Below are 12,565 nucleotides of genomic sequence, written 5' to 3'. Positions count from 1 at the left end.
ATTAAAAAAAAACTTTATTTAAATGAAATTTTATTAGTTGTTTCCCTTTTTTTCTCGTCGATGATTTTTGTATATATCTGCGTTGTCTTTATGTTTTTGTGACCTAACATTTTCGATACCGTAAAAATGTCGGTACCTGCCGCCATTTGCAATGTTGCATATGTATGACGAAAGCAGTGAAACGTAATATGTTTTTCAATTGATGCGTCTTTAACCCAAATAGGCAACAAACGGTCTACGTCCCATTTTTTTAAATTATAAAAGACTCTCTTATATTGTTCCACTTTTTCTCCTAAACACTCGAACGCTTCCTGAGAAATAGGAAGAGTTACCGGTCTGTCAGTTTTTTGTTGTTTAAATCTAATGTAATATCCTTCACTTTTACTATGCTGCACTTCGTCCCATGTAAGTTTTGCAATGTCAGAATAGCGTATTCCTGTTAGCAGAGAAAACATGGAGACACGTTTGACAATTTCTTTTTTGCAAGGTGTTCTAAACAGTCTGGAAGCTTCTTCCATAGTAAGGAAATTCCTTTGTGACTCTTTTTCCTTGATGCTTTCGACCGCAGCATTAACATCAGTTTGCAGTAATCCTTTTTTGTAAGCTTTTCGTAGGGTGGCCTTGATCTTGTTAAAATAGGATAGGGCAGTATTTTGAGCCAAAAACTGGTCTTTTTTCTTTAAACATTTTGCCTTCAAAATGAATTCCCTGAAATCCTCAATAATTGTTACATCAATTTCCTGCATTAATATGTCTTCGTTCTTAAGAAACTTTTCAAAGTGGATAATTGCATATTTCCAAATTTCCGCGTTAATGCCTGTTCTGGTTTCTGCTGTCTGTTTTAAATACTGTAGAAATGATTTTTCTCCTATTTCCTGTAGACGAAGCCGCTCTTGTTCAAATGGTGTATAGATTTGTAGCTTGTTCAGTTCATTAAGCCTATTTGCACAAATCATCTCGGCTTTGTGTAAATTTTCTGAATTCAGTGTTTTATCAATATTGTTTTTTGGTTTTGAAACCAGATATAAACCTAAATATTCTCTGCGCGAAAATTCACGAGTTTTAGCGTTATAGATTGGAGGAAAAAAATCAAGGTATAATGTAATCTTTCCACTTGGCAGCGTCCTTTTTCTTAGCGTAACATTTATATTTTTCATCTTCCCGCAGCATTAAAAATTATATCAATATCCTGTTTGGCTACACAGGTAAATTTTCCAACGGAATATTTTACTATACCCTGCCGTTGAATCAATAGATAGAGTGCTCCTGAAGAAATATTGTACTTCTGCTGAATTTGCGTGATAGTATAGCAATTGTCAAAACCAGGAAATTGCTGTCCAGTCTTCAAAGTAACATCCTGTATGGGAATAGCAAAAAAAGCTTCAAGGTCACATCTGCGGATAACAGTTCGTTTGCCAAACTTTGCAATGTCTAGCTGTCCATTGTTAACTAACCTGTAAAGCGTACTTCTGCTAATTCCAAAAAGCAGGGTTGCCTGAGTAATTTTTAAAAACTCAAGCGGCTTTATTTTTTCCAAATCTGTGTTTAAAAGCTGGAGAGTCTCGTTATTGCTTTTTTCTACTTTTCCGTTCCGTACCAATGCTTTATAACCCCGACTGTTGCAAATGGGTGAACAATATCGCGTTCGCGTTGTTCTGGCTGTGAACTGTTTTTTGCAGTGTTCACAAATTCTGATGACCTCAATGTTAGAACTCATAATGTGACTAATTTTGTGTCCCATTGTGTCTATGTGTCTCTCTATGTGTCATAATCTCACCAAAAAAAATCCACATCGGGATTTTTTTTTTCGTGGTACAATAATGGTACAAAAAAGAACAAACTATCTGTAAATAAAAATATTTAAACAGAAAGAAGAATCCCAGTTAAAATGCCGTTTTATGACATTTTAACTGGGATTCTTTGTTTTATTTTGTGATGTTTTGTGAAACCTATTTTCCGATGCAGAAATTAGCAAAGATATTACCCAGCAACTCGTCATTCGTGACTTGGCCAGTAATCATTCCAAATTGATACAATGCTTCTTTAATGTCAAGCGCCATAAGGTCACTGGAAAGATTGGTTTCCAATCCGAATTTCACTTTCTGAATTTCGTCCAGTGCTTTGAGTAGTGAATCGTAATGTCTGGTGTTGGTAACAATGGTTTCGTTGTTTCGTAAAGCGCCTGTATTTACAAAAGATAGGAGTTGATTTTTAAGTTCATCAACGCCTAGTTTTTCTTTGGCAGAAATAAGCAAAATTTCTGGAATTTCCGCTTTGATATTTTTAATTTCAATTTCAGTTAGTTTATCAGCTTTATTGCCAATAATGATTAATGGTTTCAGCGGAAACTGATTTTTTATTTTCTCTAATTCCACTTTAAGTTTCAGTCCTGAAACTTTAAACTCGGAACTATCAAAAAGAAAAACAACAACCTGAGCTTGTTCTATTTTTTCGAACGTTTTTTTAATCCCAATACTTTCAACCACATCAGCCGTTTCGCGTATTCCAGCTGTATCAATGAACCTAAAACCGATACCGCCTATTACCAATTCATCTTCAATCGTATCACGAGTTGTCCCTGCAATTTCAGAAACAATTGCACGCTCTTCATTTAGTAAAGCATTCAAGAGCGTTGATTTTCCAACATTAGGCTCGCCGACAATTGCTACAGGAATTCCGTTTTTAATAACATTACCAACAGCAAACGAATCGATTAAGCGCTTGAGGACAAACTCAATTCGGTTCAATAATTCGTGAAATTGGGTTCTGTCTGCAAATTCTACATCTTCTTCTGCAAAGTCTAGCTCGAGTTCAATTAGCGAGGCAAAATTCAAGAGTTCCTCACGCAGTTTGGCAATTTCATTGGAGAAACCACCACGCATTTGCTGCATCGCAATTTGGTGCGAAGCTTCATTATCGGAGGAAATCAAATCAGCTACGGCTTCGGCTTGTGATAAATCTAGTTTTCCGTTCAGGAAAGCTCTCAGGGTAAATTCTCCAGCATCCGCCATTCGGCAGCCTTTTCGCAACAATAACTGAATAATTTGCTGCTGAATATAAGTAGAGCCGTGACACGAAATCTCAATCGTATTTTCTCCTGTGTATGAATTTGGCCCTTTGAAAACAGAAACCAAAACCTCGTCCAGCGTTTTTTGTCCATCTATAATATGTCCCAAATGCAACGTATGCGTTTTTTGCAGTCTTAAATCTTTGTTTTTTATAGATCGAAAAACTGTATGCCCAATAGTTATGGCATCTTCGCCCGAAATTCGAATTATGGCAATGGCACCCGCTCCTGAAGGAGTCGCTAAGGCAACAATAGAATCGTTTTGAATCATAACAAAAAATTTATGCAAAAGTAAACAAAACTTACCACCTTGCAAGTCGTCGCGATCAATGCATTTTATGTTATTTTTTTATTAAAATGGAATCAAAATGACAATTGTCATACTTTATTTTAAGAAGTTTCGTAACTTTAGATAAAATATTGATTTACAATAAATTAAAACAGCTATGAAGAAAATATTGTTTCCAACTGATTTCTCAGATGTTTCAAAAAACGCTTTTATTTATGCTTTAAAGCTAGCCGATGCCATCGATGCCGAAATAATCACTTTGCATGTATATCAATTGGATTCGCCCGCTTATTTGGACGTTTCTATCTATTTGCAGGAGATTTATGAGTATGAAGAATTAACGAATTTTGAAAATTACAAAGATGAGGTGCCTGTTTTACGCAAGATGGCTGAAGCCAATAACCTTTCACATATCAAAATCAGTAATGTGCTCTTACAAGGTAATTTGGTGGATGAAGTTATTAAGATTTCCAAAAAAGAAAATATTGATTTCATTGTACTGGGAACCAAAGGAGTGACTCATTTACGAGAAATATTTTTGGGTACGATAGCGACCAAGATAATGAATGAATCTAAGGCCATCGTTCTTGCCATACCAGAAAAATGTGAATATAAACCTATCGAAAAAATCCTATTCACCACAAAATACAACATAATTGACATTGAAGCATTGCAAAAAGTGCAGGCTCTAGCCCGTGTTTTTCACTCCCATATTGATTGCCTGAACGTAAAACCACCACATACCGTTTATAAAGACGATTTTGTTGTCGATTTTAAAAATGTTTTCAAAGACCAAAATGTCGATTTTCATTCTATTTTGAGCAATGATGTCGAGGGAGTAATCTTGAATTTTATAGAACAAAACAACATTAATATGATTGCCATTCACGTTAAACACAGAAGTTTTTTTCAAAAACTATTTGATGTTAGTCTTTCGAAAAAACTCGCATTTCACAGCAATATTCCAATTTTATCAATACCGTAATCTGTATAATCGAAAATAGTTGGGCGTGACCCCGTTGAGCAAAGGGGGGGTACTTTTGAGACTTATATTTCGCCCCCTTTGCTCCACGCGGTCGGGCTATCCGCGCTACTTTGGTAGCTTGCTTCTATCCCTCACGCAAAACCGTAAAACAAGTTGTTTATTGCCTAAAAGATAGTTCACTACCAATTTAAAATTGTTACTAATACATTCTCATCAATTAAACCTTTAAATTTCAGAGTAATGAAAAAGATTTTATTTCCCACCGATTTTTCAGAAGTCGCCAACAATGCCTTCATCCATGCATTGCATTTTGCAAAAGTGGTGAATGCCGAACTAGTATTATTGCACACTTTTGAATTGCCTATTATTGACAATCAATTTATTCCAGATACGTATTATAATATTTTTGATTCTTTACAATTGGCACAATTTGATATGTTCAAAGAGGAAATTCCAAAACTTCGTGAGCTAGCCAAAGAAAATCATCTAGATGACATAAAATTAAGCCACAAACTGGTTGATGGTGACTTGATTTATGCTATAAAAAAAGCAGTCGAAGAGGAAAAAATTGACTTTATAGTTATGGGAACTTCAGGAGCCACAGGATGGGAATCTTTTTTCATAGGTTCCAATACTGGAGAAATAGTTACAACTGTGGGGGTTCCTGTACTTAGCGTACCAAAAGAGGCTAAATTTACTAAAATAGAAAACATTGGTTTTACAACTCGTTTTAGAGAAAAAGACAAAGCTCCATTAAGACAAATAATCAAAATAGCCAAAAAAACACATGCCACTGTAAAATGTTTGTATGTAAAAACTGGTAATTCTGATGTACCTGAAGCAACAATAGAGCAATGGAAAACTGAGTTCGAAAATGAACCTGTTCAATTTTCAACTATTAACAGCGATCTTGTCAAAGAAACTATTTTGGATTTTGTCTCTTACAAAAATATTGATATTTTAGCGATGATTACCCATAAACGTAATTTTTTCTCCGAACTATTCAACCCAAGCTTGACACAAAAATTATCCAATATTTCAATAGTTCCCGTCTTGGCAATGCACGAGGAATAGATTTCAGATTTTGGATTTCAGATTTCATTTGTTTGGATTTTTAACTTTTCAGTATTGTAATTGCCATTGAAATTGATATTGTATACATTTGTTCATCATTAAAACAAAAAATGGAAATATACAAAAGCAATAGCCAAAACTATTCACAGGAGTTAAAGGCAATCAATACAAAATATAATAGCATTAGTTTTCTGAGGTTTATTAGTATTTTACTTTTTTTAGGAAGTTTATTTTATTACATAAAAACTAGCGAATCAGTATTTGTCATAGCGGCAATTATACTCTTCGCTAGTTTTCTTTTTTTGATGCGAATCCATTCAAAATTATCATTTCAAAAAAAGATTAAAACCGCACTGGTTGAAATCAACGAAAATGAAATTAATTATTTGGACCGAAAATCAATCCCTTTTGAAAATGGTGCTGAATTCAATGATTTTCATCATCCGTATGCCTATGATTTAGATATTTTCGGAGCGCATTCGTTGTTCCAAAATCTAAATAGAACCGCCACTTTTATTGGAAAAAAAACCTTAGCCAAACAGTTATTAACACTTTTGCCAAATGAAGAGATTTTAAAAAATCATCAGGCGGTACAGGAATTAAAAGATAAATTAAATTGGCGTCAGGATTTTTTGGCTTGCGCCAAAGTTGGACAGGACAATGAAACATTTTATAAAATTTTGTTGCAATGGAGGTTATATAACAGTAAACCATTGTCTAAAGGAGCTGTTATAATTTCATATTTATTTCCAGCACTTTTTGCTAGTTGTCTTATAGCTTATTTGTTGACTTCAAACATGGTTTTCCTGAAGTACTCATCGTTTTTGTTTGTCGTTAATTTAGGAGTTTTGGGCAATTTCACAAAGCGAATTCAAATGGAAATTGCTCAATCCGAAAACATCAATACAATAATCAGTCAATACAGCTTATTAGTTCAAAAAATTGAAAACGTAAACTTTAAGTCAGAGAAACTAAAAGATTTACAACAGAAATTAAACTTTAAAAACCAAAAGGCTAGCGCACATCTTCAAAAATTAGCTGAGTTGTTTTCTAATATGGAAACAATTGGGAATTTTGTGACTGCTTTATTATTTAACGGAACTTTTCTTTTTAATGTGCATGTTTTGAAATCTATGATAGCTTGGAAAAAAGAACATGCTGGAGTTTTAGAAGAATGGTTAGAAGTTATAGGCGAATTTGAAATGCTCAACAGTTTAGCAAATTTCTCTTATAACAATCCCGAATTTGTATATCCAACATTGAATACAAATTTTGAAATTAATTTCTCTAATTTAAGTCATCCATTATTAAATCCCGCAACTAGAGTAGGGAATGAGGTGCAGTTTCATCCGCAATCGTTTATGATTTTGACTGGTTCGAATATGTCGGGGAAGAGTACTTTCTTGCGTAGTTTGGGAGTAAATATGGTACTTTCAGGGATGGGGGCTCCTGTTTGCGCGAGTCAGGCCAATGTACATCCACTACCAGTTTTGGTTTCTATGCGACTTTCCGACTCATTATCCGATAGTGAATCCTATTTCTTCGCCGAAATCAAGAGATTAAAGCAAATTATGGATGAATTGGAAGCGAATCCTGCTTTTGTGCTTTTGGATGAAATTCTGAGAGGTACCAACTCCGATGACAAACGAAACGGAACGATTGAAGTAGTCAAAAAAGTAATTGCTAAAAAAGCCATTGGTGCCATTGCTACTCATGATATTGAGGTTTGCTTAACGACCAATGAATATCCAGATATTCTAACCAACAAATGCTTTGAAGTTGAAATCAGTAACAACGAATTGCATTTTGATTACACACTTCGTGACGGTATTTGTAAAAACAAAAGCGCCACTTTCTTGATGAAGAAAATGGGTGTTATTTAATAGTGTTCAGTATAGGGGGGTAAATTCTGGAAAAGGCGCAAAGGAAGCTGTCCTAAAATTTGCGTCTTTGTGAGAAAAAAGTTGGTATGTATTCAAAAAAAAACCAAAACTCTGGTTAGGAATTTCGGTCTTTTAAATATAAAAAATGGTTTTGGTTAGTTTAGTATTTTGAGGTAACTAGCTGTTTAGCATTACTGGCATCACAAGCATGGTTACGGTTTCGCCTTCTTCTAAACCATCTATTGGAGTTAGAATCCCGGCTCTGTTGGGTAATGACATTTCAAGCATAATCATATCAGATTGCAAGTTGTTCAACATTTCTGTCAAGAAACGGGAGTTGAAACCTATTTGCATATCGTCTCCTTGGTAATCACAAGTCAATCTTTCTTCCGCCTTGTTGGAGTAGTCGATATCTTCAGCAGAAATGTTCAATTCGGCTCCGGCCACTTTCAAACGAATTTGGTGAGTTGTTTTGTTGGAGAAAATCGCAACACGACGCACTGAACTCAAGAATTGAGAACGATCCATCATCAATTTGTTTGGATTTTCTTTTGGAATAACCGCTTCGTAATTCGGGTATTTTCCATCAATTAAACGACATAATAAAATGTAGTTGTCAAAAGAGAAAGTAGCATTCGAATCGTTATATTCTATTTTTACTTCAGCATCTGAGGTATTTAGTATACTTTTCAAAATATTCAAAGGTTTCTTTGGCATGATAAATTCAGCCACTTGCGATGCTTTTACATCAGTGCGAGCATATTTTACCAATTTGTGGGCATCTGTTGCCACAAAAATTAAACCTTCTGGTGAAAACTGGAAGAAAACTCCAGACATTACGGGACGTAAATCATCGTTTCCTGCTGCGAAAATAGTTTTACTGATAGCAGTTGCCAAAACATCTGCTGGTACTAGAGTTACCGATGGCTCGTCTAAGTTTACTGATTTTGGAAATTCTTCTCCTGGAGCATATGCCAAAGCATATTTTCCTGAGTTGGAACTAATTTCTATAGTACTATTTTCTTCAACTGTAAAAGTTAGAGGTTGCTCTGGAAAGGTTTTAAGGATTTCCAACAATAATTTTGCAGGTACTGCAACACTTCCTTTACTTTTGGAGTCGATAGCCAATGTGGCAGACATTGTAGTCTCCAAATCGGATGCCGAAACAGTCAATTCGTTATTATTTAATTCAAACAAGAAGTTATCCAGAATTGGTAATGTATTGTTACTGTTGATAACGCTACCTAAAACTTGCAATTGTTTTAATAAGTACGAACTCGATACTATAAATTTCATCTCTATTATTTTGTTTTTAATGGTGTGCTTTTTCCGAATTAAAATTTAGAATACACTTTACAAATATATTGTAAACTATTCTAGAAAACCAACTTTTTTATTAACATCTATTTACTGTATTTTCTTTTTCGAAGGATTGTAAATCCGAGGCCAAACAAGAACAAAATTAGAATTGGAAGCCCGATAGTTAGGAACTGAGTAAAGGTATAGTTTTCATATACTTTTTCTTTATCCAACAGTGGTAAATCAAGATCCTTGCTTCGAATGTTAATAAGTCCGGTATCATCCAGCAGGTAATTGACGCAGTTCATCATAAAATCTTTGTTGTCATATAAATTGCCAGAACGTTGGTCGTAGCCCAATTCTACTGGCTGACCTGCTTTGTCTAACTGGTTTTTTATAATGTCCCCATCCGCAATCACAATCATTTTGCTCTCTTTTCCTTTGGTTGCAAATGATTTCTCCTCAAAAGGTAAAACACGATTTTCAAACACGGAATGAAAAGTACCTTCCAACAAAACGGCCATTGGAATATTTCCTTTATTGAGGTAATCATCAGGAGAAGTCTGCTCGGAAACCATATTCAAGTTGATTTCTACTGGAGTTCCTATTTTTTTGGAATAAGGAGAAGATTGTAATAATACTGTTTTCTTAATGCCGTTTTTCAAAGTGTCCATTGCATTGGCAAAATCAAATTTGATGCCGCCTAGATTTTTTACAATCGGATGTTTACTGATAGGATATACTTGAGGTGCAAATTTCCAGTTAAAATCCTGGTATTGTGTTCCACTTCCTTGTTCTCCACTGGCCAGTTTTATTGGGCTTCCTTGTTCGTCTTTGACCAAATCGGGATTGATACGTACCCCGTATTTGAAAAACATATCGTTTAGATTAAGGTCTTTTGGAAATGCTAATGTTGTACCTGAAGGATTGTACAGACTGTCCATTTCGGCATTGACTTGATCGATTAGCCACAGGGTCTTTCCTCCATGAATGATGAATTGATCCAGAACCAGTTTTTCATCATCAGTAAAAGCTTCGGTTGGTTTGGCAATGACAGCCAAATCATAATTTTGCAATGATTTTAAAGTTCCTTCCGGATTTTTGGCAACGGAATCTAAGGTAAAGGGTCCGATAAAATAGCTTTCGCGAACTTGCATCAGGAATTTGGCAATATGTCGTTCCTGAAGTTCTCCATTTCCTTTGATGATGGCAACTTTCTTTTGTTTGTCTTTGGAAATTTTATTGATTCCATCCGAAATGGAATATTCAAGATGCTGAACCGATCCAATTACTTTTTGGGTGGTAGAAGCTCCCATAATGTTTTTCAACAGCGGAATATTTACTTCTTTATTGTTGTAAACTGCAATTGCCCAAGGAAAAACCATCGATTGTGATTGTTTTCCTTTGTCGTCAACAGTGATGTTTATTGGTGTTAAGCCTTTTCGATACAACTCTTTGATTTTATCCATACTTTCGTCTTTGTTCTCCAATGGATCTACAAATTCGATGATAATATTAGAATTATAGGCTTGAAATTCTTCCAACAGCTGTTTGGATTCCAATTGCAGTCGTTTGAATTCTGCTGGTAATTCTCCTTGGAGGTACACTTTTATGGATAGTGGATTTTTAACGTCTTTAAGTATCTTTAAAGTAGTAGGGGATAGGGTATAGCGATGGTCTTGGGTTAAATCAAAACGATGAAAAAAGAAATTACTAATGATATTTAAAAGAAATACTATCGCAACAGTAATCAATAAGGATTTGGCGTTTTTTATATTGAATGCTTTCATTACGATTTAATAGATTTTAAATTAAAGACTGTGAAAGAGAGGAAAAGAACAGCAATGCTAACAAAATAGATTACGTCTCTTGTGTCTATAACGCCTCGGCTCATACTCTTGTAGTGATCTTGCATTCCGAAATAAGAAATAAAAGAAGAAAAACTAGGTAAAACAGATGCCAGTCCTTGAAATCCAAAATAGAAAAAGAAGCATAGAAAAACAGCAATAATAAAGGATACAATCTGATTTTCTGAAATAGATGAAGTAAAAATCCCAATTGCAGAATAAGCGGCTATTAAAAACAATAAACCGAAATACGAACCTAAAGTACTTCCTAAGTCAAGGTTTCCTTCGGGTGAACCCAGATTCCAAACCACTTCCACATAAATAAAAGTAGGAATGATAGCCATTACGATTAGCAGAAAGGCACCCAAGAATTTTCCGTTTACGATTTCCCAAAGACTAATGGGTTTTGTAAGCAATAATTCGAGTGTGCCTTGTTTCTTCTCATCTGAGAAACTGCGCATGGTCACAGCTGGAATCAAAAAGATTAAAATCCACGGAGCCAAAGTAAAAAAAGGAGTTAAATCGGCAAAACCGGTATTCAAAATATTATAATCACCTTCGAAAACCCAAAGGAATAAACCGTTTCCAATTAAAAAAAGGGCAATTACTAAATATCCGATTGGTGAACCAAAAAAGGATTTTATTTCGCGAAATACGATTGACTTCATTTATTTTTTTGTTTAATCGTTTATTTATTACAAAGGTGCAAATATACTAAGTTTTTTAGCTTGGAATTTGCGGTCTGAAAACTGCTTACTGTAAACTTACCAATTTATCGACACTCCAAGCCTCGGGTTTTGCATTGAATAATTGTTTGGTAAATGTCCAAACGGTATTAAAAAGCTCCGAATTTCGATAGTTTTCCAAATCTGCTTCGGTTTCCCAATAGCTATAGGTAAAGAAAATGCTTTTGTTGTCTTTATCCTGATACAGTTCCAAAAAACGATTTCCGGGAGCATTTCGTATTTTATCTTTCATTAATTCGAAGTTTTCAAGAAAAGCAGGAATATTTTCCTCATGAAATCTCAGTTTTACTATTCGTACAAACATTTTTATATTTTTTTTAACGTAAAAGCAATAATAAATTCAATTGCAATATCAATTTCAATGGCAAAAAAAACTTGTTTTCTAAAATCTATATTCTCTTCTCTACATAATTCTGCTATCTTAATTCTGCTATCTTAAATCTGCTATCTTAAATCTGCTATCTTAGTTCTTAAATCGTATCGTAATCACATCTCTGTAATTTAGTCCCAATAGTGTACTAGCTGAACCTACGGTTAAAGGATTACTTCTAAATAAGGCAATTTCCAGAAAACCTGCTTCGTTGAAAATCGCCAGTCTTTGACCTTCATAATATTTTATAGGATATTTATCCGAATTGGCTATGGCAGAATAATAAGGCAAAATGGTTTTAATAGATTGGTTTCTATACACAACTTCATAATCTCTGCCTTTGGCGCATTCCAAAAATTGCTTTTTAGAAATGTTGGTGACCACATTTCCAAAATGATCGATGTAAATCACGTTTCCTTTTAGCTGACTTCCATCGTCTGATAAAACTACTTGTAAGTCGGTTACTTGTTTTAGATTATTGATTTCTTTACCTATGACACTTAACACACCACCTTTGGCAATATGGCAAGCCACTTTTACGAAAACATCCAAATCGGTAGCGTCAGTATGCAGTCGGTCATGAATGGTTATCGCAACTATTTTTTGTGGAATAATTTTTTGAGAAAGCATGCTTAATATGCCATTATCGGCTGCAATAAAGAAATGATCGTTCCATTGCATAACAACATGTTGATTCTCTTTATTGGATTCTAAATCGACTCCAATGATATGAACGGTCCCTTTTGGAAAACTGTTGTAGGAAGCAGAAATGATGTAACTGGCTTCAACAGTGTTAAATGGGTCTATGTAATGAGAGATATCAATAATTGTAGCGTCAGAATACTCAGATAATAATTTCCCTTTTAACGCACCTACAAAGTGGTCTTTCAAGCCGTAATCAGTAGTAAGGGTAATTATTGACATAAAATTGTTTATAACTATTGAGTTTTGTAGCGACTGAAACTAATTTTTTATTAAATTTGAGAAATGCAAAGCTAAAGTATT

At 34.5% G+C, this 12,565-nt stretch carries 11 protein-coding genes; 3 read left to right on the top strand and 8 right to left on the bottom strand.

Features of this window, described 5'->3' with window-relative positions:
* Positions 1-14: 14 nt before the first annotated feature.
* From KZH69_RS08295 to mnmE, 3 genes are all read right to left on the bottom strand, one after another.
* A complete protein-coding gene (locus KZH69_RS08295; protein ID WP_219316970.1) occupies positions 15-1,157 on the bottom strand; it encodes a tyrosine-type recombinase/integrase in 1,143 nt (380 codons plus the stop codon).
* Positions 1,154-1,717 carry a helix-turn-helix domain-containing protein gene (locus KZH69_RS08290; RefSeq protein WP_255557692.1) on the bottom strand — a complete coding sequence of 188 codons (564 nt, stop codon included), beginning with the start codon at positions 1,715-1,717 and terminating at the stop codon, positions 1,154-1,156. Before KZH69_RS08290 ends, KZH69_RS08295 begins: the two co-directional genes overlap by 4 nt.
* Before the next feature lie 232 nt (positions 1,718-1,949).
* Positions 1,950-3,338 (bottom strand): tRNA uridine-5-carboxymethylaminomethyl(34) synthesis GTPase MnmE, encoded by a 1,389-nt coding sequence (gene mnmE, locus KZH69_RS08285; RefSeq protein WP_219316968.1) that lies wholly within the window; start codon positions 3,336-3,338, stop codon positions 1,950-1,952.
* A 175-nt stretch (positions 3,339-3,513) separates the two neighbouring features.
* On the opposite strand from mnmE, the gene KZH69_RS08280 reads away from it, so the two are divergent.
* The 3 genes from KZH69_RS08280 to KZH69_RS08270 all read left to right on the top strand — a co-directional run bounded on the left by KZH69_RS08280 (position 3,514) and on the right by KZH69_RS08270 (position 7,298).
* Complete coding sequence (locus KZH69_RS08280; protein ID WP_219316967.1) at positions 3,514-4,341, top strand: universal stress protein; 828 nt, start codon at positions 3,514-3,516, stop codon at positions 4,339-4,341.
* A gap of 240 nt (positions 4,342-4,581) precedes the next feature.
* Positions 4,582-5,415: a universal stress protein gene (locus tag KZH69_RS08275; RefSeq protein ID WP_219316966.1), complete on the top strand. Its 834-nt coding sequence runs from the start codon at positions 4,582-4,584 to the stop codon at positions 5,413-5,415.
* 110 nt (positions 5,416-5,525) lie between these two features.
* Positions 5,526-7,298 carry a MutS-related protein gene (locus KZH69_RS08270; protein WP_219316965.1) on the top strand — a complete coding sequence of 591 codons (1,773 nt, stop codon included), beginning with the start codon at positions 5,526-5,528 and terminating at the stop codon, positions 7,296-7,298.
* 177 nt (positions 7,299-7,475) lie between these two features.
* Here the strand turns inward: KZH69_RS08270 and dnaN are convergent, their stop codons facing one another.
* From dnaN to KZH69_RS08245, 5 genes are all read right to left on the bottom strand, one after another.
* Positions 7,476-8,594 (bottom strand): DNA polymerase III subunit beta, encoded by a 1,119-nt coding sequence (gene dnaN, locus KZH69_RS08265; RefSeq protein WP_219316964.1) that lies wholly within the window; start codon positions 8,592-8,594, stop codon positions 7,476-7,478.
* A 107-nt stretch (positions 8,595-8,701) separates the two neighbouring features.
* Complete coding sequence (gene gldG / locus KZH69_RS08260) at positions 8,702-10,387, bottom strand: gliding motility-associated ABC transporter substrate-binding protein GldG (protein WP_219316963.1); 1,686 nt, start codon at positions 10,385-10,387, stop codon at positions 8,702-8,704.
* A complete protein-coding gene (gldF, locus tag KZH69_RS08255) occupies positions 10,387-11,112 on the bottom strand; it encodes a gliding motility-associated ABC transporter permease subunit GldF (RefSeq protein WP_219316962.1) in 726 nt (241 codons plus the stop codon). The genes gldG and gldF overlap by 1 nt, the downstream gene beginning before the upstream one ends.
* A gap of 85 nt (positions 11,113-11,197) precedes the next feature.
* Entirely contained in the window at positions 11,198-11,494 is a 297-nt protein-coding gene (locus KZH69_RS08250) for a putative quinol monooxygenase (RefSeq protein ID WP_219316961.1), read from the bottom strand.
* Positions 11,495-11,653: 159 nt separating this feature from the next.
* Positions 11,654-12,484 carry an SAM hydrolase/SAM-dependent halogenase family protein gene (locus tag KZH69_RS08245; protein ID WP_219316960.1) on the bottom strand — a complete coding sequence of 277 codons (831 nt, stop codon included), beginning with the start codon at positions 12,482-12,484 and terminating at the stop codon, positions 11,654-11,656.
* Positions 12,485-12,565 lie beyond the last annotated feature (81 nt).

This window comes from Flavobacterium taihuense (assembly GCF_019351435.1).
Lineage (GTDB): Bacteria > Bacteroidota > Bacteroidia > Flavobacteriales > Flavobacteriaceae > Flavobacterium > Flavobacterium taihuense.
This window is presented reverse-complemented; position numbering and strand designations above follow the sequence as displayed.